Consider the following 19,131-nt stretch of genomic DNA (forward strand, 5'->3'; position numbering starts at 1 on the left):
TGCAGCCGGGGCGCCCGACGCCCCTTTCCACCATATCGTCGTGCTTCGCGCCGATTGCCAAGACCCCATCAGGCGGCCGCCATGCGATAGGCGCTGCCCGCCCGCAGGATGCGGCCGCGCATGTCGAGGTGCGAGCCCGTGACCGGCGTGCCCTCGCTGGCGAGACGGTCGAGGAGGCGCAGGCGCGTCTCCGCCGCCATGGCCGGGTCCACGTCCACCACGCCGAGCCAATCGGGGTGGGGAAACTGCATGGCCGCCACATGCATGACGTCGCCCCACACGAGGAGGCTGTCATCGCCATCGGCGATCCATATACCCGCATGGCCCGGCGTGTGGCCGGGCAGCGGCAGGGCGGTGAGCCCGGGCCACAGCTCCACCGCACCGGAGACGAGGCGCACGCGTCCCGCATAGGCCGCGAGCGCGGTGCGGGCGGCGCGAAAGAGATAGTCCATGTCCGAGGGCGCGCGGGACCACATGCCATCATCGGTCCAGAAGTCGGCCTCCTTCTGCTGGACCACCAGTTCCGCATTGGGAAAGAACGCCGTGCCGTCTTCGCCGAAGGTGCCGCCGGCATGGTCGATGTGCAGGTGGGTCATCAGCACCGCCTCCACCTTGGCGCGATCGAAACGGGCGTCAGCGAGCGCGCCGGCCACCTTGCCAAGCCCGGGGCCGCCTCCCGCACCGATGCCGGCGCCCATGCCGGCATCGATGATGGCGAGCCGGCCCGCCCGCTCCACCACGAAGGCATTGATCGGCGTGGGGAACGGTCCTGCCGGGGGCAGGCCCATATCCTCAATGATCGCTGCGCCCACGGGCGAGGCGATATTCGGGAAGCTGTCGATGGGGAGCGGAAAGAAGCCGTCGCGCAGCGGCATGACCGTCATGGCGCCAACCGGGATGGGCGCGCCCATGAGCGGCAAAGGGGCGGAAGGCGGGAGCGAGGAAGAGCTCATGGTCGCCGCCCTCCCCCGCTGGATTTCAGCCGACTTCCACCACGGGCTCGCGGCCAATGAGCCGGCAAAGCTGGCGCATGCGGTTGTGTACGCGCTCGTTCACGAGGTCCGACAGGCGGGCGGGGATCGTCAGCGCGAGCACGTCGCCGCGCACCTCCAGCTTCGTGGAGGGCAGGATGCCGGCCATGGCCGCCGAGAGGGGATAGGCCACCCGCATGGCGGCGCCGAGGATGCGCGCGCGGTCGAGCATGCTGGGGGTCACGAGTTCCAGCAGGCGCGGCGGCGGGTCTTCGACGGTGAGGCCGATATGGCGGAAATAGACCGGCAGGGCCACCGCCACGCGGCTTGCATGGTCCACCCCCGCGAACGCCGCATGGGCGATCATCTCGAGGCTCTGCTCGGCGCGGTAATCGGGATGGGCACGCCAGCTCACATCCGCAAGCAGGCACGAGGCATGGCGGATGCGCCGCTCGTCCCCGCTTTCCTCGAGCGAGGGCGAGGAGGCGAAGAACTGGTCGGTCCAGGTCACCATTTCTTCCTGGTGGAGCGGGGCGCGCGAGCGCAGCAGGTTGAATTCCTGCGCCGCCAGCAGCAACGGGTCCTCCCGTCTCTGGGGCCGGTCCAGCAGGCTGTAAAGCAGCCCCTCGCGCACGCCGAGCGCGGAGATCATGACCTGCGCCGGGCGGCCGTGGCGCACCAGGTTTTCCAGCACCAGGGCGCCATAGGAGAGCAGCGGGCGGCGGGCCACCGAGATCGCTTCGATATTGCCCAGAGCCTCCACTTCCCCGCGATGGACGGTGCGGGCGAACGCCAGCGCCTCCTTGGCGGGGATGCAATAGCCATGCATCACGTGCAGCGGGTAGCCCTTCTGGAACATGTGCAGGCGCGCCAGCGCGCGCCACGTGCCGCCCACCGCATAGAAGGTGCGGCCCGCGAGCTTCGGGAGGACGGACGCCTCCTCCATGGCCTCGCGCACGATCTTCTCGGCCTTGCGCATGGATTTGGAGGAGCGGTCCTGGAGCGCGAGGCTGCCGAGCGGCAAGGTGATGCCTTCGGCGACCGTCTCGCCGCGCACGTCCACCAGTTCCAGCGAGCCGCCGCCGAGATCGCCGGCGACGCCGTCCGGATCATGGATGCCTGAAATCACGCCGAGCGCGGCCAGCTCGGCCTCGCGCCGGCCGGTGAGAATCTCCACCTTGGTCCGGCAGATGGCCTCGCAATCGGCGATGAAGGCGGGCCCGTTCTTGGCGTCGCGCGAGGCGGCGGTGGCGAGCGCATAGAGCGTGTCCACCTGCATGGCGTCGCACAGGCCGCGGAAGCGGCGGAGCGCGGAGAGGGCCTTGTCGATGGCGTCCTGCGCCAGCCGGCCCGTGGACAGCACCTCACGCCCCAGCCCGCACAGCGCCTTCTCGTTGAAGATGGGCGTGGGCGCGCGGGAGAGCGCCTCATAGACCACGAGGCGCACGGAATTGGATCCGATGTCGATGACGGCGATAGGCGCCGCGACCGTCATGGGATCGGTAAGATGCGGCCCCCGGCCACGCGCCTCAACGGTGGAGGAAGAGGCTGCGCGGCGAAGAATCTTTGAGAGACTTTCCACGTCCCGACAAGCTCGGATTGGTCATGAAGTAGCGATGAGCGTTGAACGACTCTTCGCCGGGCGCCGGGACTATGCGTGCGGAGGAGCCATCGGGCAACACCCGCCAGCTCTGTTCGTTGTCGATAATGTTGGCGACCATGATCTGATCCAGCACCTGCTCATGCACCGTGGGGTTGGTGATGGGGCAAAGTGTCTCGACGCGGCGGTCGAGATTGCGGGTCATGAGGTCGGCCGAGGAGATGTAGACGGTCGCCTTGGCGTGGGGCAGGCCGTGGCCGGCGCCGAAGCAGTAGATTCGGCTGTGCTCCAGGAAGCGCCCGACGATGGATTTCACCTGGATGTTCTCGGAGAGGCCGGGAATGCCGGGGCGCAGGCAGCAGATGCCGCGCACCACGCACTCCACCTTCACGCCCGCATTGCTCGCCTCGTAGAGCGCGTCGATGATCTGCGGGTCCACCAGCGAGTTGCACTTCAGCCAGATGGCCGCGGGACGGCCGGCCTGGGCGTGGGCGATCTCCTCCTTGATGTTCTGGAGGATGCGCGGCTTCAGCGTGGTGGGGGAGACCGCCATCACGTCCAGCTCGCCGGGGGTGGCATAGCCGGTGATGAAGTTGAAGATGCGCGCCACGTCCTGCGCGATCACCGGGTCGGCGGTGAAGAAGGACAGGTCGGTATAGATGCGCGCCGTGATGGGGTGGTAGTTGCCGGTGCCCACATGGCAGTAGGTGGCGAGCGAGCCGCCCTCGCGGCGCACCACCATGGACAGCTTGCCATGGGTCTTCAGGTCGATGAAGCCGAAGACCACCTGCACGCCGGCGCGTTCCAGGTCGCGCGCCCAGCGGATGTTGGCTTCCTCGTCGAAGCGGGCCTTCAGCTCCACCAGCGCGGTGACCGACTTGCCGGCCTCCGCCGCCTCGGCCAGCGCCTTCACGATGGGGCTGTCGGAGGAGGTTCGGTAGAGGGTCTGCTTGATGGCGACGACATTAGGATCGCGAGCAGCCTGACGGAGAAACTGAACCACCACATCAAAGGATTCATAAGGATGATGGACGAGGATGTCCTTCTCGCGGATGGCGAGAAAGCAGTCTCCGCCATGGTCCCGGATGCGCTCGGGAAATCGCGCATTGTAGGGGGGAAACTTGAGGTCCGGCCGGTCCACCGAGACCAGCTGGGAGAATTCGTTGAGCGCGAGCACGCCGTCGACGACGAAGATCTCCTCGTCCTTCACGTTGAGCTCGCGGGCGACGAAGTTGCGCAGCTCGTCCGGCATGGCGGCGTCCGCTTCCATGCGGATCACCGAGCCGTAGCGGCGCTGCTTCAGCGCGGTCTCGAACAGGCGGACGAGGTCTTCCGCCTCTTCCTCGATTTCCAGGTCGCTGTCGCGGATCACCCGGAACACGCCCTGGCCCTTCACCGCATAGCCGGGGAACAGGCGGGCGATGAACAGGCCGATCATCTGCTCAAGGGTGATGAAGCGCATGCCCTCGCCGTCGGGCAGGCGGATGAAGCGGTCCACCTTGGCCGGGATGCGGATGAGCGCGTTCATGCCGCGCCCGTCGGTCTGCCGCACCAGCTGGAGCGCCAGCGAGAAGCCGAGGTTCGGGATGAACGGGAAGGGATGGGCTGGGTCGATGGCGAGCGGGGTGAGGACCGGGAAGACGTGATGGAGGAAGTGCGGCTCCAGCAGCTTCAGGTCGTCCGCCGTGGTGTCGGCGCCGTCCACCAGCGTGATGCCGATGCCGGAGAGGTCACGGCGCAGTTCGCGCCAGCGGGCCTGCTGGTCGAAGATCAGCGTGCTGGCTTCCGCCATGATGGAGTTGAGCTGCTCGGATGGGCTGAGGCCCTCCGGGCTCTTGGCCGTGACGCCCTCGCGGATCTGCTCCTTCAGGCCCGCCACGCGCACCATGAAGAATTCGTCGAGATTGTTGGCCGAGATAGAGAGGAAGCGGAGCTGCTCCAGCAGCGGGTGGTTCTTGTTGGAGGCCTCCTCCAGCACCCGCCGGTTGAAATGCAGCCAGGATATTTCACGGTTGATGAAGCGGTGCGGGGACGAGAGGAGGTCCGTCTGGGCCTCGGTCTCCACAAAGGGCTCGTCCACGGTAAGGGCTGCGTTTTCGTTCGCGCTCATCGCTCATCCCCCAATTTCCGCCGGACCATGGCGTCCTTGCATGACCACTCTATGACGCCGCGGTTTCAGTCATCTTCATCTTCGGCAATGGTTTTTTCCGAAGCGCGCAGCACGTCGGCGGCAAATGCGCGGGTCACGGGCCGACGGGCCGCCAGCGCCGCCCGGTCGATGGCCTTGACCAGCGCCTCCGCGCCGGCCACCGAGCGCTCCATGCGGGCGAGGAGATAGTGCACCGTTCCCTCGTCCACGGGAATCTGCCGGTCGGCAAAAAGTTTCACGAGGACGGCGGCGAGCAGCGCATCATCGGCGGGCGCGATCTCCACCTTCGGCACGGCGCGCAGGCGCGAGGCGAGATCAGGGGTGGCGAGCGTGAAGCCCGAGGGCGCCGAGCGGGCCGTCATGAGAACGTGCGCGCGGGTTTCCTTGGCAAGATTCAGCACGTGGAACAAGGCGGCTTCGTCAAACCCGCCGGGGGCGACGTCCTCCACCACCAGCGCGCCGGTGGAGAGCGCGTCGGGAACATCCGCGCGGGCAAGGTCGGCGGCCTTCACGATCTTCGCGCCCGCCCGCTCGGCGAAAACCGCGGCGAGATGGCTCTTTCCCGTGCCCGGCGCACCCACGAGGCAGACCACGAGCGCCGGCCAGTCGGGATAGCTATCGATCAGCGCCAGCGCAGCCGAATTGCTGGGTGCCTCCAAAAAATCCTCGCGCCGCAGGCCGGGCGCGGCCGGGAGGTCCAGCGGCAATTGAGGATTGGAGCGGTCACGCCCGGCCATGGTCACCGATGCTCCATGGCTTGGGCATTCTCGTCCTCGGGGATTTCCTCCCCGGTATAAAGCGGGCTGTGGAAATACTGGCTGAAGCCGAAGCGCACTAGCACCCCCGCAGCCGCCGTCAGCGGCACCGCCAGAAGCAGGCCGACAAAGCCGAACAGGTAGCCGAACGCGAACAAGGCGAACATGAGCCAGACCGGATGCACGCCGATGCTGTCGCCCACGAGCTTGGGCGAGAGGATGTAGCCCTCGATGGTCTGGCCGGTGATGAAAATGCCGAGGATGACGCCGATCATGGTCCAGTCCGGGAAGAACTGGACGATGGCGACGCCCATGGCGAGCACGAGCCCCGTCAACGAGCCTACATAGGGAATGAAGGTGATGAGGCCCGAGACGATGCCGATCAGCAGGCCGAAATTGAGCCCCGCCATGGTGAGGCCGACCGCGTAGAAGCTGCCCAGGATGAGGCACACCAGCGCCTGCCCGCGAATGAAGCCGGCCACCGCCAGGTCCATTTCCTTGCCGAGCCGCTGCACCACCGGCTTCTGGTGGAGCGGGATCCAGCTGTCCACGGTATCGAGCATGTGGTCCCAGTCGCACAACACGTAGAACACCACCACGGGCGTCACCACCACCAGCGCGAACACCGAGAGCAGCGCCTGCCCGCCCGACCAGAGGGAGGTCAGGAAGCCGAGCATATAGGTGACGCCCTGGGACATGAGGTCGGCCAGCGAGCGCTGGACGTCCGGCAGGCGGTCCCCGAAGAAATGGTTGATCCACTCCCGGTTCTCGTCGGTCACCAGCCCCTGGAGGCGGGTGACGTAGCTCGGCAGATTCTGGATGAACTCGAACAGCTGGCTAGAGAGCAGCGGCAGCACGACCAGAAGGAAGATCACGACCACCAGGATGAACATGCCGACGATGAGCAGCGAGGACAGCGTGCGGCCGACGCCGATGCGGGAGAGGCGTTCAACGATGGGATTGAGGAAATAAGCCAGCGCAATGCCAGCGACGAACGGCAGAAGGATACCCCGCAGCAGCCAGAGCACCCCGACGGTGACCACCAGAGCCCCGATCCAGAACCGCACCTGGAGCCGAAATGGCATCGCGCCTTCCCCGATGTGCCGTGCGGTGCTGCCTCCGCTGCCCGGCGCCCGTTCAGTTGGCCATGTGGCGCATCCAGTCCGCGAGATAGGCAGCCGCGGAAAGGGCCGTCAAGAGGCCAACCGCCACCAGGCCGAGTTCGTAAGCCATGTGCAGCGGGAAGCCGAAGCCCGTGCTGGCCAGCACCATGGTTGCAAACGCGATCTGTACCATGGTGTTCACTTTCGAGACGATCAGCGGGCGGATACTCACCGGCCGCGCCATCATCACCGCGAGCACCACGGCGCCGATGATCATCACGTCGCGCGTCACCACCGCGATGGCGACCCAGCGGGGGATCAGCTCGGCCACGGCCAGGGTCACATAGATGGAGACGAGCAGGGCCTTGTCGGCGAGCGGGTCGAGATAGGCCCCGAGCTCGGTCTGCATGCCGCAATGCTTGGCGAGGAAGCCGTCCACCGCGTCCGAGACACCCGCCAGGAGGAACAGCCAGAAGGCCAGTTGCACCTCCCCCGAGGCAATGGCCCACACCACGACGGGAACGAGCAGGATGCGCGCCAGCGTGATGATGTTGGGGATGCTCACGGGGCGGTCTCCCAGGCTGAGCCTTGTCCCCTCTCCCGCCTGCGGGGGAGGGCTAGGGAGGGGGAAAGGCCCCCCGTGCAATATTCCGGAGCGTTGCTCTGCTTCACATGCCCCCTCCCCACCCCTCCCCCGCAAGCGGGAGAGGGAGCACGTTTCGCAAGAGGCGAGAGCCTTTTCTCATCCCCGCTTCACCGTCAGCGGTCCGAAGCCCTGGTGGCTCTGCATGGCCTGGATGCGGTTGATGTTCACGTGGCGGGGCAGGGTGCAGGCGAAGAAGACCTGCTCGGCAATGTCCTCGCCGGTCATGGGGGCAACGCCCTCATAGATCTTGTCGGCGCGGGCCGCATCGCCCTTGAAGCGCACCAGGGAGAATTCGGTCTCGGTCAGGCCCGGCTCGATATTGGTGACGCGCACGCCAGAGCCGGCAATATCGGCCCACAGGCCGAGGGAGAACTGCTTCACGAAGGCCTTGGAGCCGCCATAGGTGTTGCCGCCGGGATAAGGATAGTCGCCGGCGATGGAGCCGGTGAGCACCACATGCCCTTCCTTGCGGGCGATCATGCCCGGCAGCGTCGCCCGCACCGTGTGCAGAAGACCCTTGATGTTGGTGTCCACCATGGCGTCCCAGTCCTCCATGCGCACCTCGTGGGCGGGCTCGAGGCCGAGGGCGAGGCCGGCATTGGCGAACACCACGTTATAGCTGGCGAAAGGCGCCGGCAGAGCCGCGACGGCGGCCTGGGTCGCATCCCAATCGCGCACATCCAGCTCCAGGGTGTGGATGCGGTCGCCGAACTCGTCCGCCAGCGCCTTCAGGCGCTCGGCGCGCCGACCGGCGACGATCACGCGGGCGCCCGCACCGGCGAAGCGGCGCACGGCTGCAGCGCCGATGCCCGAGGTGCCTCCCGTGACGAGGACAGTCAGGGTCTTCGGGTCCAGCATTTGATACATGACGCACCTCTCCAGCATGGGCTGTGCTGGAAATAGAGCATGACCATGAGGAAGTGAAAGCCCGCCCGCGACGAATCCGCACCTCTTTGCGGTTTCCCCGTCGGGCGTTACGATTCATTAACTTTGAGCTGGGTCCATGGGACGCAGGGTCATCCTCCTGCCATGTTGTGGAGGAAGGTGGTCTTGGGTCATGTCTCCTGCGGGGGCGGTTGCGATCCAGTTTTGAAACGCTGTTAAGCCTTCGCCGCGACCATCGGGTAGAGTCTCGATTCGCGGCCGGGCCGGCAGCAATGTTGACGTGCGGTGTCAGGAGACGGTTTTGATGAGGCTCTATCTTGTTCCGCCAGCCCTTGCCTCGGCGCTCCTGATGTCAGGATGCAGCACCGAGCTGGATGGCTTCGGAACGAAGACGAGCGCGATGGATTCGGCGCGGGTGCTGAATGCACCCACCGCCTCGGTGGAAAGCGCGCCCATGGCGGCGCCGGCCCCCGTGCAGTCCGCCGCCGCCGCTCCCGCCGCCCCGGCGCGCACTACGGGCGCATCCGCCAATACCGCCGGCGCGGCGGTGACGCCGACCGCCACGGCCAGTGCCGGCAACGTCCCGCTCACGCCGCCCTCCGTGAACCCCGGCGGCGCGGCCTATGCGGCCACCGGCTCCCAGGAACAGCTTTCCGGCGCCTGGACCTTTTCCTGGGATGACGGCAACCGCACCTGCCCGCTGACGCTTTCGACGGCGCGCGGGGCGAGCGGCCTTTCCGCCCAGGCGGATATTTCCTGCCCGAGCGAGATCTTCATGACCAAGGGCTGGGACACGCTCGGCCCCGATCTGGTGCTGCAGAACCATGTCGGAAAGGTCACCGCGCGCCTCGCGCCGGCCGGGCCCAACCGCTATGTGGGCGTCATCGCCGACAACAACCAGTCGGTCATCCTGACCCGCTGAGTGCGGGCCGGCTTTCCAAAAGCCGGCCGCGCGTCTCTTTATCGCCTACTGACTGTCCGTCACGCCTGGGCCTTGGCCCGCGCCACCGTCGGCGCGCCGTGCTTGAAGGCGCGGGAATAAGGGCAGATCTCGTGGGCTTCCGCGACGATCGCATCGGCGTCCGCCTGGCTGACCCCGGGAAGCTCCACCTCGATCTCGAAGCTCAGCGAATGCGTGCCGTCGATGCGGTTCAGCGTGGCGCGGCAGGTGATGAGCGCGTTGGACGTGTCCACCTTGTGGGCCTTGCCGGCGAGGGCCAGCGCGCCGCCGAAGCAGGCGGAATAGCCCATCGCCACCAGTTGCTCGGGATTAGTCCCCACGCCGGATCCACCCATCTCCTTCGGATAGGACAAATCGAGCTTCACCTTTCCGTCGGAAGTCTCGGAATGGCCTTGGCGGCCGCCGCCGGTGGTGGTTGCAACTGCCGTATAGAGCGCGGACATGGGGGTCTCCCGTTGTGAAAGCCCGTGGCGGGACATCCGCGCACGAGATTGCTAACGAACGATCGTTAGCTTAAACTTGAAGCGCATGTCAACACCTGCTAACGATCGATCGTTCGCTTTTCGGGCGGAGGAGGAAACGGAGAAGGAATGAACGCGCCACCGGCACCGAAGGGCTCGCGCAAGGAAGCCCTCACGAGCCTTGCCATCGAGATGATGCAAAGCCGGGGCTTTTCCGCCCTCGGGCTGCGCGAGCTTGCGGATGCGGCGCAGATGCGCGCGCCCAGTCTCTACAGCCACTTTGCCTCGAAGGACGAGCTGAGCCGCGCGGCCATGTCGCTCTATGCCGAGCGTCACCGGGCCGAGCTGCACCATCTGGAAGCTCTAGCCACGGGCGCCGCACGCATCCGCGTCTATGTGGACCGGTGTGCCACCTGCATCCAGGAGGAAGGCCGCCTCTGCCTATTCCTGATGCTCACCACCAACCGCCAGGACCTCTCCGAGGAGGCGGTGGGGGAGCTTACCCGCCTTGTGGACGAGCAAGCGGAATGGCTGTCGGCGATGTGGGAGGCGGGACGGGCGGACGGCTCGATCCGCTCCGGGCAGACGGGAAAGAACGTGGGACCGCTGATCTTCAGTGCCCTCAGGGGACTAATGGCGTTTGCGGTCCTTCAGCCGGACCCTACGGCGGCGTACCACGCCCAGTCGGATGCGCTGCTCGCCGCGCTCGGCGTAAGCTGAAGGTCAGCGGGCGGTCACCGTCACCGCCTGGGCTTGCTCTGCCGTCTGGTGACGCTCCGGCGCGGCAAACAGGACCGCACCCGCAATCACCACATACGCCGCAACGAACAGCGCCCAGTCACCCCACGACCAGCCGAGCCACACCCGGCGCGCCGCTTTGGGGCGGGCTGCATGAACAGCGTGAGCGGGGATCGACGTGGGCATTCCACAATTCCTATTGGATATGTGGAATAAAATAATCCTCGTTGGTGAATTGTCAATATTACATTATTTTTCTGCATTAATGCCCCTCGAAGGTCGCGGGCCGCTTCTCCACGAAGGCGGCCACGCCTTCCTTGAAATCCCGCGTGCCGACACACGCCAGGAACGCGTCGCGCTCGGCGGCAAGCTGGCCGCGCAGATCGCGCTCGAAGGATCCGCGCAGCAGAGCCTTCACCCGGCCGAAGGCCTGGGTGGGGCCGTCCGCAAGGCGCCGCGCCAGCGCATCCACCTCTTCGGAGAGGCGGTCCGCCGGAACCACCTTGTTCACGAGGCCGAGGCGCTCCGCCTCGGCGGCGCCGATCACGTCGCTGAGCAAAGCCAGTTCCATGGCCTTGCGCAGCCCCACCACGCGTGGAAGGCCCCAGGAGGCGCCGCCATCAGGGCTGGTGCCGATCTTGGTGTAGGCCAAGGTGAACTTGGCATCCTCGGAAGCGATCGCGAGGTCCGCCGCCAGCGCCATGCTGAGGCCCGCCCCCGCGACGGCGCCATGAAGGGCCGCGATCACCGGCTGGCGCAGGCCGATCAGGGTCTGGAGCGCCTCATGGAACGGGTTGATGATGGCGGAGACCACCTCCGCCGCCCCATCGCCCGCCTCGTGGAAGCGCCCCACATCACCGCCGGCGAGGAAGCCCTTGCCCGCGCCCGAGAGCACCACCACCCGCACCGTGGGCTCCAGCGCCACCGTCTCCACCGCGCGCTTGAAGGCGAGGATGGCGTGCTCATTGATGGCGTTGAGCACGTGCGGTCGGTTGAAGCGGATGCGGGCGATGCCGCCTGTGAGTTCCAGAAGGACGGGATCGGCATCTGACATGGGGGTCCTCGCGTCTCGCTCCGCCGTGCAAGCTTCGCTGCACCTGAGCGTGCCACTAAATCCCATCTCGCCTTGCGGCGCACCCCGATAAACAGGCCCACCGCCATATTCACGTGAAAAATTCGGCAATTGGGATTTGCACATTCACGTGGAATATTTTACTCTTGTAGCCGTTAGAAAATGCGAGATACACGAAATTTCCGTGTGTTTTGTGGATTGGACCGGCGCCCATGACCTCCCCGCTGCAACAGAAGCTGAAGATCAGCGGACCCACCGCCGTGACGGCGAACCGCCTCACGGACGGGGTGGTGGTGTGGCTCACGCCGGCCCATGCATGGTCCACCGACATCACCGAGGCGGCCGTGGTGACCACCTCGGAAGACGCCGTGGCGCTGCTGACCGTTGCCCATGGCGACGAGATCCACGCCGTCGGCGCCTACCCCGCCCCCGTCTCTGTGGCGAGCGGCCGGGCACAGCCGGTGAACCTGCGCGAGAGGATCCGCGTGAGCGGGCCGACGTTTGAGCTCGAAGGCAGCGCATAGGCGCTGGAGCAGATCGCATCATGTATGTCTATGACGAGTTCGACCGAGCGTTCCTCCAGGAGCGCGTGAACGACTTCCGCGACCAGGTGGAACGGCGCCTCTCCGGCGAGCTGGACGAGGAAGAGTTCAAGCCGCTGCGGCTGATGAACGGCGTGTACTTGCAGCTGCATGCCTACATGCTGCGCATCGCCATTCCCTATGGCACGCTCTCCTCCGATCAGATGCGCGCGCTCGCCCATGTGGCGCGGCGCTATGATCGCGGCTACGGCCATTTCACCACCCGCCAGAACATCCAGTTCAACTGGATCAAGCTCAACGAGCTGCCGGACGCCATGGCGGATCTCGCCGCGGCGGGGATGCACGGCCTCCAGACCTCCGGCAACTGCATCCGCAACACCACCACCGACCAGTGGGCGGGTGCCACCCCGGAAGAGATCGAGGACCCGCGCCTCTATGCGGAGATCATCCGCCAGTGGTCGACGCTGCACCCGGAATTCACCTACCTGCCCCGGAAGTTCAAGATCGCCATCACGGCGGCCAAGCACGACCGGGCGGCCATCCGCGTCCATGACATCGGCCTGCGCCTGCACCGCAAGGATGGCGAGATCGGCTTCGAGGTGATCGTCGGCGGCGGGCTGGGGCGCACGCCGTTCATCGGCAAGACCATCCGCGACTTCCTGCCCAAGGAGCACCTGCTCTCCTATCTGGAGGCGATCCTGCGGGTCTATAATTCCGGCGGGCGGCGCGACAACATCTACAAGGCGCGCATCAAGATCCAGGTGCACGAGGTGGGCACCGAGGAGTTCACCCGGCGCGTGGAAGAGGAATGGCGCGAGACCCGCGACACCACGCTGCGGCTCGACGACGAAGCCTTCGCCACCATCCAGAACCGCTTTGTCATCCCGGACTTCGAGCCGCTGGAGAACGTGCCGGCGGTCCTCGCGGACGCGCTGAAGGATGCGGACTTCGCCCGCTGGCACGAGAATGCGGTGGCCCCCCACAAGGCGCCGGGCCACGCCATCGTCACTCTCTCCTTGAAGCCCGTGGGCAAGCCGCCGGGCGATGCCACCGCCGACCAGATGGACGGCATCGCCGACCTCGCCGATCAGTACGCCTATGGCGAGATCCGCGTCGCCCACGAGCAGAACCTCACCTTCCCCCATGTGCGGCAGAAGGATCTGCCGGAGCTGTGGCGCAAGCTCGATGCCCTCGGGCTCGCGACCCCCAATGTGGGCCTCGTCTCCGACATCATCGCCTGCCCGGGCCTCGATTATTGCTCGCTGGCCAACACCCGCTCCATCCCGGTGGCGCAGCGCATTTCCGAGCGCTTCGCGGACAATGAGCGCATCGCCGATATCGGCCGCATGCACATCAACATCTCCGGCTGCATCAATGCCTGCGGCCACCACCATGTGGGCCATATCGGCATCCTGGGCGTCGAGAAGAAGGACGAGGAGTTCTTCCAGATCACGCTGGGCGGCAAGGCCAACCACAAGGCCCGCCTCGGCGAGCTGCTCGGCCCCGCTGTGCCCGAAGGCGAGGTGGTGGAGGTGGTGGAACGCATCGTCGATACCTATCTGGAACTGAGGGAAGGCCCGAAGGAGAGCTTCATCTCCGTGATCCAGCGCCTCGGCCTCGAACCGTTCAAGGAGCGCGCCTATGCCGCTCGTTAAAGATGGCGCCGTCGTCTCGGACGCCTTCGTCCGCGTGGACGCAGACACCCCGCTCCCCGACGGCCCCGTGATCGTGCCCCTCGCCCGGCTCCTGGCCGAAGGCGAGGCGCTTATCGGGCGCAACCAGCCGCTCGGTGTGCTGGTGCCCAACAGTGCCGACGTGAAGGTGCTCGCGCCCTATCTGCGGCACCTGTCGGTGGTGGCGCTGGACTTCCCGAAGTTCCGCGATGGCCGGGCCTACAGCCAGGCGCGGCGGCTGCGCGAGCGACTCGGCTATACGGGCGAGCTGCGGGCCTCGGGCAATGTGCTGCGCGACCAGTTCCTGTTCATGGTCCGCTGCGGCTTCGATGCCTTCGAGATCACCAAGCTTGCCGACATTCCGGCCATGGCGCAGGCGCTCAAATCCTATTCCGTCTTCTACCAGCCGACCGGCGATGGCCGGCAGACCGCGGCCGAAGCGCGCCTCGCGGCCCGCCGGGCCTGAGGATCATTCCCATGGGCTTTGTGGATTTCGCCCAGACCGCCTCGGACGAGGCGATCCTGTCCCGCGTCGAGAGCCTCGATGCGCACCTCAGGAACGCCTCGCCCCTCGAAATCCTCGCGGCCGCCGCCGAGACGCACCAGGGGCGCGTCGCCGCGGTCTCGTCCTTTGGCACCGAATCCGCCGTGCTGCTGCACATGATGGCGCAGGTGGACCGGTCCATCCCGGTCATCTTCCTCGACACCGGCCACATGTTCCCCGAGACGCTGGCCTATCGCGACGAACTGGTGGCGCTGCTCGGACTCATGGACGTGCGCTCCAACCGGCCGGACCCGGCGGACCATGCGGCGCGCGATCCCGACGACAGCCTCTGGGCGGACGACCCCGACGCCTGCTGCGCGCTGCGCAAGGTGGAGCCGCTCACCCGTGCGCTCGCGCCGTTCGATGCCTGGATCAACGGCCGCAAGCGCTATCAGGCCGCGACCCGCGCCCGCATCCCGGTGGTGGAATTCGACGAAGGCCGCGTAAAGTTCAACCCGCTCGCCGCCCTCGGCCCGGCCGAGATCGACGCCTGGATGAGCGCGCACCGCCTGCCCCAGCATCCCTTGAAGACGTTCGGCTTCGCTTCCGTCGGCTGCATGCCCTGCACCAGCCGCGTCGCCACTGGTGAGGATGCGCGCTCCGGCCGCTGGCGCGGGCAAGCCAAGACGGAGTGTGGAATTCACGTCCGGAAAGCCGGATAACACAGGCTGATTTTGTTATTCTATATTTTCTACGGATTTTATCGACTAAATTATTGACCCTCCCGCGGACCAGTGCCATCGTGCCCGTCAATCGGCGGGCGCAGGCCTGTCCATCCCCCTGGAGGTCTCGCAATGTCCGTTCCCGTCTCGCTGAAAAAGCTCGCCGCCGGCGCCCTGGCGCTGTCGCTTTCGGCGTCCCTCGCTCTGCCCGCCTTTGCCGCCGACATCACGCTGCTCAACGTCTCCTATGACCCGACGCGCGAGCTGTATGGCGATGTGAACAAGGCGTTCGCAGCCGAATGGGTGAAATCGCATCCCGGCGACACCGTCACCATCCGCCAGTCCCATGGCGGCTCCGGCAAGCAGGCCCGCTCGGTGATCGACGGCCTGGAAGCGGATGTGGTGACCCTCGCCCTCGCCTATGACATCGACGAGATCGCGCAGCGCGGGCTGCTGGCCACCGACTGGCAGAAGAAGCTGCCGGACAATTCCGCGCCCTACACCTCCACCATCGTGTTCCTGGTCCGCAAGGGCAATCCGAAGGGCATCAAGGACTGGAATGACCTGGTGAAGCCGGGCATCAAGATCGTCACGCCCAACCCGAAGACCTCCGGTGGAGCCCGCTGGAACTACCTCGCCGCCTGGGGCTACGCCCTGAAGCAGAATGGCGGCGATGAGGCCAAGGCGAAGGAGTTCGTCAAGGCGCTGTTCAAGAACGCCCCCGTGCTCGATACCGGCGCGCGCGGCTCCACCGTCACCTTCGTGGAGCGCGGCATCGGCGACGTGCTGATCGCCTGGGAGAACGAGGCCTATCTCTCCATCAACGAGCTGGGCCCGGACAAGTTCGACATCGTCACCCCCTCCCTCTCCATCCTGGCCGAGCCGCCGGTGGCCGTGGTGGACAAGGTGGTGGACAAGCGCGGCACCCGCGCCGTCTCCGAGGCATACCTGAACTTCCTCTACACCCCGGCGGGCCAGGAGCTGGCGGCGAAGCACTATTACCGCCCCCGCAACGAGCAGATCGCCGCCAAGTACAAGGACAAGTTCGCCCCCGTGCAGCTCTTCACCATCGACCAGGTGTTCGGCGGCTGGGCCAAGGCGCAGAAGACCCACTTCGGCGACGGCGGCGTGTTCGACCAGATCTACACCAACTGATCGCAGATCCCGGCGGGGCACTTCCTCCCGTCCCGCCGGACCGCCGCCGCGTCCCGTGAAGGCGTGCAGGCCAGACCGGACGCGGCGGCTGATTTCTGCTCCCAGCCAATGCTGATAGACTGCGAAGCGGCCCCAGGGCCGCTTCGCCATGTTCCGAGCCCGGCGCCAATGGGCGCCTTTCTTGTGCAAGGATTCCGATGGCCACAGCCGCCATATCGCGCCCGTTGTTCAGAAAGCGCAGCGTCATTCCCGGCTTCGGGCTGACGCTCGGCCTGACGCTCACGTGGCTGTGCCTCATCGTGCTGCTGCCGCTCTCGGCGCTGTTCATCAAGACCAGCGAGATCAGCTTCGAGCGCTTCATCGCCATCGTCACCAGCGCGCGCACGGTGCATGCCTTGCAGGTCTCCTTCGGCCTGTCGCTCGCCGCCGCCGTGATCAATCTGGTGTTCGGCTCCATCGTGGTATGGGCGCTGGTGCGCTACGATTTCCCCTTCCGCCGGGTGGTGGACGCCATCATCGACATCCCCTTCGCCCTGCCCACGGCGGTGGCCGGCATCGCGCTCACCTCGCTCTATGCGGAAAATGGCTGGATCGGCTCGCTCCTGGCGCCGCTGGGCATCCAGGTGTCGTTCACGCCGCTGGGCATCCTCGTCGCCCTGGTCTTCATCGGCCTGCCCTTCGTGGTGCGCACGGTGCAGCCGGTGCTGGAGGACCTGGACAAGGAGCTGGAGGACGCCGCCGCGAGCCTGGGGGCGAGCCGCTTCCAGACCATCACCCGCGTGGTGCTGCCCTCCATCCTGCCGGCGCTTCTCACGGGCTTCGCCCTCGCCTTCGCCCGCGCCGTGGGCGAATACGGCTCGGTCATCTTCATCGCCGGCAACCTGCCGGGCATCTCCGAGATCGCCCCGCTCCTCATCGTCATCCGCCTGGAAGAGTTCCGCTATGCGGACGCCACCGCCATCGCCTGCGTGATGCTGGTGGCCTCCTTCCTGCTGCTGCTCGTCATCAACCGGCTCCAGCGCTGGAGCGAGGCACGCGGGAGGGGCGCATGAGCCTTGCCAGCGAACAAACCGTGCCCCATGCCCTCGCCTCCGAAGGGCTGCCGGCGGTGCCCGCCATCCACGCCGCGCAGCGCCCCGGCCCGGTCAACACCGAGCCGGCGGCGGTGCGCATTGCCATCATCGTCGTCGCGCTGGCCTTTCTCGGCCTGTTCATCGCGCTGCCGCTGGTGAACGTGTTCTATGAGGCGTTCCGGCGCGGCTGGGCCGCCTATGCTGCAGCTCTGGTGGAGCCCGACGCGCTCGCCGCCGTCCGCCTCACCCTCATCGTCGCCGCCATCGCGGTGACAGCGAACCTCATCTTCGGCCTCGTGGCCTCCTGGGCCATCACCAAGTTCGATTTTCCCGGCAAGAGCCTGCTCATCACCCTCATCGACCTGCCCTTCTCGGTCTCCCCGGTGGTGGCGGGCCTCGTCTATGTGTTGCTGTTCGGCTCGCAGGGCCTGTTCGCCTATTGGGTGCAGGCGGCGGACATCAAGATCATCTTCGCTTTGCCGGGCATCGTGCTCGCCACCATTTTCGTGACGTTCCCCTTCGTGGCGCGCGAGCTGATCCCGCTGATGCAGGAGCAGGGCACGGCGGAGGAGGAGGCGGCCGTCTCGCTCGGCGCCTCGGGCCTCTCCACCTTTTTTCGGGTGACGCTGCCCAACGTGAAATGGGCGCTGCTCTACGGCGTCCTGCTGTGCAATGCGCGCGCCATGGGCGAGTTCGGCGCGGTCTCGGTGGTGTCGGGCCATATTCGCGGACTCACCAACACCATGCCCCTGCACATCGAGATCCTCTACAACGAGTACCAGTTCGTGGCCTCCTTCGCGGTCGCTTCGCTCCTTGCTCTGCTGGCCCTCGTCACCCTGATCGCCAAGACGCTTCTTGAAGCGCGCCTTTCGGAGCACCGCCGATGAGCATCGAAGTCGTCAACGTCTCCAAGCGCTTCAAGGATTTCGCGGCGCTGGACAATGTGAGCCTGCACATTCCCGGCGGAGAACTGGTGGCCCTGCTCGGTCCCTCCGGCTCGGGCAAGACCACGCTCCTGCGCATCATCGCGGGGCTCGACTGGCCGGATGCGGGCGAGGTGCGGTTCGATGGGCAGGATGCCCTCTCCCGCTCCGTGCGCGAGCGCAATGTTGGCTTCGTGTTCCAGCACTACGCCCTGTTCCGGCACATGAACGTGTTCGAGAACGTCGCCTTCGGCCTCCGGGTGCGCAAGGGCGCGGACAAGCTGCCCGAGACCGCCATCAGGGAGAAGGTGAACGAGCTTCTCTCCCTGGTGCAGATCGACTGGCTGTCGGACCGCTATCCCGGCCAGCTCTCCGGCGGCCAGCGCCAGCGTGTGGCGCTCGCCCGCGCGCTCGCCATCTCGCCCCGCGTGCTGCTGCTGGACGAGCCCTTCGGCGCGCTGGACGCCAAGGTGCGCAAGGAGCTGCGCCGCTGGCTGCGCAATCTGCATGAGGAATTGCCCGTCACCTCGGTGCTCGTCACCCACGATCAGGAGGAGGCGCTGGAGCTGGCGGACCTCGTGGTGGTGATGGGCAAGGGAAAGATCGAGCAGGTGGGCTCGCCCGCCCAGGTCTATGACGCTCCGGCCACCGCCTTCGTGCACGATTTCATCGGCGAAAGCCTGTCTTTGCCGGCTAATGTTCGCGATGGCGCATTGTTCGTCGGGGCGCGGCGCCTCGAGCTTGACGCGCAGGGGGCCGCTGACGGGCCGGCGCGCATCCTCGCCCGGCCGCATGATGTGGATCTCGCGGAGCCGGGCTCGGCGCCCATCGCCGGCAAGGTGCTGGCGGTGCGGACTTTCGGGCCCATCCGGCGGGCGGACATCGCCATTCCGGCGGAAGGCGGAGACATCGTGGTGGAAGCCGCCGTGCCCCATGGCGACACGCTGCCCGTGGGAACCGAGATCGGGCTGGTGCCCCGGCGCTACCGGGTGTTCGCGCGCGCCTGAGGGCCTATCGGCAATCACGACAGTCGTGGCCGGCCATGACGAGAGGTCTTTGAGGTAATGCCGCGCTTGAATGGCGGCTCAGTCTAGGGTCTGAACTCAATCGAGTTGCGGTTTGGTTGTGTTACTGATTCAAAGCTTCTGCTTGAGAGCGGAGGCTTGAATGGCGAAGGCTCTGACGTGGTTGAGCGATGCGGAGTGGGCTCGGATCGAA

20 protein-coding genes are annotated in these 19,131 nt (G+C 66.6%); 10 read left to right on the forward strand and 10 right to left on the reverse strand.

All coding sequences use genetic code 11. The features are described 5' to 3' along the window. Nucleotides 1-68: 68 nt before the first annotated feature. The 7 genes from ABLE91_RS22080 to ABLE91_RS22110 all read right to left on the reverse strand — a co-directional run bounded on the left by ABLE91_RS22080 (nt 69) and on the right by ABLE91_RS22110 (nt 8,091). Complete coding sequence (locus tag ABLE91_RS22080; RefSeq protein WP_348934321.1) at nt 69-953, reverse strand: MBL fold metallo-hydrolase; 885 nt, start codon at nt 951-953, stop codon at nt 69-71. A 25-nt stretch (nt 954-978) separates the two neighbouring features. Continuing rightward, nucleotides 979-2,466 carry an exopolyphosphatase gene (ppx, locus tag ABLE91_RS22085; protein WP_348934322.1) on the reverse strand — a complete coding sequence of 496 codons (1,488 nt, stop codon included), beginning with the start codon at nt 2,464-2,466 and terminating at the stop codon, nt 979-981. A gap of 34 nt (nt 2,467-2,500) precedes the next feature. Further along, nucleotides 2,501-4,681, reverse strand: a complete 2,181-nt coding sequence (locus ABLE91_RS22090; RefSeq protein WP_348934323.1) for an RNA degradosome polyphosphate kinase — start codon at nt 4,679-4,681, stop codon at nt 2,501-2,503. Between the two features lie 65 nt (nt 4,682-4,746). Then, a complete protein-coding gene (locus ABLE91_RS22095; RefSeq protein WP_348934325.1) occupies nt 4,747-5,457 on the reverse strand; it encodes a P-loop NTPase family protein in 711 nt (236 codons plus the stop codon). Nucleotides 5,458-5,459: 2 nt separating this feature from the next. Next, the gene (locus ABLE91_RS22100; RefSeq protein ID WP_348934326.1) at nt 5,460-6,560 is read right to left on the reverse strand and encodes an AI-2E family transporter; all 1,101 of its coding nucleotides are present in this window, start codon (nt 6,558-6,560) and stop codon (nt 5,460-5,462) included. Between the two features lie 52 nt (nt 6,561-6,612). Then, on the reverse strand, nt 6,613-7,143 hold the full coding sequence (locus ABLE91_RS22105; protein ID WP_348934328.1) for a CDP-alcohol phosphatidyltransferase family protein: 531 nt from the start codon (nt 7,141-7,143) through the stop codon (nt 6,613-6,615). 177 nt (nt 7,144-7,320) lie between these two features. Beyond that, a complete protein-coding gene (locus tag ABLE91_RS22110; RefSeq protein ID WP_348934329.1) occupies nt 7,321-8,091 on the reverse strand; it encodes an SDR family NAD(P)-dependent oxidoreductase in 771 nt (256 codons plus the stop codon). 322 nt (nt 8,092-8,413) lie between these two features. On the opposite strand from ABLE91_RS22110, the gene ABLE91_RS22115 reads away from it, so the two are divergent. After that, complete coding sequence (locus tag ABLE91_RS22115) at nt 8,414-9,031, forward strand: protease inhibitor Inh/omp19 family protein (RefSeq protein WP_348934331.1); 618 nt, start codon at nt 8,414-8,416, stop codon at nt 9,029-9,031. Nucleotides 9,032-9,090: 59 nt separating this feature from the next. Here ABLE91_RS22115 and ABLE91_RS22120 read toward each other — a convergent pair whose 3' ends face one another. Next, nucleotides 9,091-9,513 carry an Ohr family peroxiredoxin gene (locus ABLE91_RS22120; RefSeq protein WP_348934333.1) on the reverse strand — a complete coding sequence of 141 codons (423 nt, stop codon included), beginning with the start codon at nt 9,511-9,513 and terminating at the stop codon, nt 9,091-9,093. A 147-nt stretch (nt 9,514-9,660) separates the two neighbouring features. Here ABLE91_RS22120 and ABLE91_RS22125 point away from each other — a divergent pair, with 147 nt between their 5' ends. After that, complete coding sequence (locus ABLE91_RS22125; RefSeq protein WP_348934334.1) at nt 9,661-10,251, forward strand: TetR/AcrR family transcriptional regulator; 591 nt, start codon at nt 9,661-9,663, stop codon at nt 10,249-10,251. Nucleotides 10,252-10,254: 3 nt separating this feature from the next. Here ABLE91_RS22125 and ABLE91_RS22130 read toward each other — a convergent pair whose 3' ends face one another. Then, nucleotides 10,255-10,455, reverse strand: a complete 201-nt coding sequence (locus ABLE91_RS22130; protein WP_348934336.1) for a hypothetical protein — start codon at nt 10,453-10,455, stop codon at nt 10,255-10,257. Nucleotides 10,456-10,531: 76 nt separating this feature from the next. Further along, complete coding sequence (locus tag ABLE91_RS22135; RefSeq protein ID WP_348934338.1) at nt 10,532-11,323, reverse strand: enoyl-CoA hydratase/isomerase family protein; 792 nt, start codon at nt 11,321-11,323, stop codon at nt 10,532-10,534. 230 nt (nt 11,324-11,553) lie between these two features. Here ABLE91_RS22135 and ABLE91_RS22140 point away from each other — a divergent pair, with 230 nt between their 5' ends. From ABLE91_RS22140 to ABLE91_RS22175, 8 genes are all read left to right on the forward strand, one after another. Then, nucleotides 11,554-11,865 (forward strand): DUF2849 domain-containing protein, encoded by a 312-nt coding sequence (locus ABLE91_RS22140; RefSeq protein ID WP_348934340.1) that lies wholly within the window; start codon nt 11,554-11,556, stop codon nt 11,863-11,865. Nucleotides 11,866-11,885: 20 nt separating this feature from the next. Further along, nucleotides 11,886-13,538, forward strand: coding sequence for a nitrite/sulfite reductase (locus tag ABLE91_RS22145; RefSeq protein WP_348934341.1), 1,653 nt, complete (start codon nt 11,886-11,888; stop codon nt 13,536-13,538). Next, nucleotides 13,525-14,022: a DUF934 domain-containing protein gene (locus ABLE91_RS22150; protein WP_348934342.1), complete on the forward strand. Its 498-nt coding sequence runs from the start codon at nt 13,525-13,527 to the stop codon at nt 14,020-14,022. The genes ABLE91_RS22145 and ABLE91_RS22150 overlap by 14 nt, the downstream gene beginning before the upstream one ends. Before the next feature lie 11 nt (nt 14,023-14,033). Beyond that, nucleotides 14,034-14,762, forward strand: coding sequence for a phosphoadenylyl-sulfate reductase (locus tag ABLE91_RS22155; protein ID WP_348934344.1), 729 nt, complete (start codon nt 14,034-14,036; stop codon nt 14,760-14,762). 132 nt (nt 14,763-14,894) lie between these two features. Further along, a complete protein-coding gene (locus ABLE91_RS22160; protein ID WP_348934346.1) occupies nt 14,895-15,917 on the forward strand; it encodes a sulfate ABC transporter substrate-binding protein in 1,023 nt (340 codons plus the stop codon). Between the two features lie 197 nt (nt 15,918-16,114). Beyond that, the gene (cysT, locus tag ABLE91_RS22165) at nt 16,115-16,969 is read left to right on the forward strand and encodes a sulfate ABC transporter permease subunit CysT (RefSeq protein ID WP_348934347.1); all 855 of its coding nucleotides are present in this window, start codon (nt 16,115-16,117) and stop codon (nt 16,967-16,969) included. Next, on the forward strand, nt 16,966-17,877 hold the full coding sequence (gene cysW / locus ABLE91_RS22170; RefSeq protein WP_348934349.1) for a sulfate ABC transporter permease subunit CysW: 912 nt from the start codon (nt 16,966-16,968) through the stop codon (nt 17,875-17,877). The genes cysT and cysW overlap by 4 nt, the downstream gene beginning before the upstream one ends. After that, nucleotides 17,874-18,920: a sulfate/molybdate ABC transporter ATP-binding protein gene (locus ABLE91_RS22175; protein WP_348934350.1), complete on the forward strand. Its 1,047-nt coding sequence runs from the start codon at nt 17,874-17,876 to the stop codon at nt 18,918-18,920. The genes cysW and ABLE91_RS22175 overlap by 4 nt, the downstream gene beginning before the upstream one ends. Nucleotides 18,921-19,131: the final 211 nt, after the last annotated feature.

Source organism: Aquabacter albus, assembly GCF_040049275.1.
GTDB lineage: Bacteria > Pseudomonadota > Alphaproteobacteria > Rhizobiales > Xanthobacteraceae > Aquabacter.

What these genes read in the sequence shown, in the direction of transcription:
- ABLE91_RS22155 (WP_348934344.1), top strand. Translation starts at nt 14,034, where the DNA reads ATGGGCTTTGTGGATTTCGCCCAGACCGCCTCGGACGAGGCGATCCTG.
- ABLE91_RS22120 (WP_348934333.1), bottom strand. Translation starts at nt 9,513, where the DNA reads ATGTCCGCGCTCTATACGGCAGTTGCAACCACCACCGGCGGCGGCCGC.
- ABLE91_RS22090 (WP_348934323.1), bottom strand. Translation starts at nt 4,681, where the DNA reads ATGAGCGCGAACGAAAACGCAGCCCTTACCGTGGACGAGCCCTTTGTG.
- ABLE91_RS22115 (WP_348934331.1), top strand. Translation starts at nt 8,414, where the DNA reads ATGAGGCTCTATCTTGTTCCGCCAGCCCTTGCCTCGGCGCTCCTGATG.
- ABLE91_RS22095 (WP_348934325.1), bottom strand. Translation starts at nt 5,457, where the DNA reads ATGGCCGGGCGTGACCGCTCCAATCCTCAATTGCCGCTGGACCTCCCG.
- ppx (WP_348934322.1), bottom strand. Translation starts at nt 2,466, where the DNA reads ATGACGGTCGCGGCGCCTATCGCCGTCATCGACATCGGATCCAATTCC.
- ABLE91_RS22100 (WP_348934326.1), bottom strand. Translation starts at nt 6,560, where the DNA reads ATGCCATTTCGGCTCCAGGTGCGGTTCTGGATCGGGGCTCTGGTGGTC.
- ABLE91_RS22135 (WP_348934338.1), bottom strand. Translation starts at nt 11,323, where the DNA reads ATGTCAGATGCCGATCCCGTCCTTCTGGAACTCACAGGCGGCATCGCC.
- cysW (WP_348934349.1), top strand. Translation starts at nt 16,966, where the DNA reads ATGAGCCTTGCCAGCGAACAAACCGTGCCCCATGCCCTCGCCTCCGAA.
- ABLE91_RS22140 (WP_348934340.1), top strand. Translation starts at nt 11,554, where the DNA reads ATGACCTCCCCGCTGCAACAGAAGCTGAAGATCAGCGGACCCACCGCC.
- cysT (WP_348934347.1), top strand. Translation starts at nt 16,115, where the DNA reads ATGGCCACAGCCGCCATATCGCGCCCGTTGTTCAGAAAGCGCAGCGTC.
- ABLE91_RS22130 (WP_348934336.1), bottom strand. Translation starts at nt 10,455, where the DNA reads ATGCCCACGTCGATCCCCGCTCACGCTGTTCATGCAGCCCGCCCCAAA.
- ABLE91_RS22175 (WP_348934350.1), top strand. Translation starts at nt 17,874, where the DNA reads ATGAGCATCGAAGTCGTCAACGTCTCCAAGCGCTTCAAGGATTTCGCG.
- ABLE91_RS22150 (WP_348934342.1), top strand. Translation starts at nt 13,525, where the DNA reads ATGCCGCTCGTTAAAGATGGCGCCGTCGTCTCGGACGCCTTCGTCCGC.
- ABLE91_RS22110 (WP_348934329.1), bottom strand. Translation starts at nt 8,091, where the DNA reads ATGTATCAAATGCTGGACCCGAAGACCCTGACTGTCCTCGTCACGGGA.
- ABLE91_RS22080 (WP_348934321.1), bottom strand. Translation starts at nt 953, where the DNA reads ATGAGCTCTTCCTCGCTCCCGCCTTCCGCCCCTTTGCCGCTCATGGGC.
- ABLE91_RS22125 (WP_348934334.1), top strand. Translation starts at nt 9,661, where the DNA reads ATGAACGCGCCACCGGCACCGAAGGGCTCGCGCAAGGAAGCCCTCACG.
- ABLE91_RS22160 (WP_348934346.1), top strand. Translation starts at nt 14,895, where the DNA reads ATGTCCGTTCCCGTCTCGCTGAAAAAGCTCGCCGCCGGCGCCCTGGCG.
- ABLE91_RS22145 (WP_348934341.1), top strand. Translation starts at nt 11,886, where the DNA reads ATGTATGTCTATGACGAGTTCGACCGAGCGTTCCTCCAGGAGCGCGTG.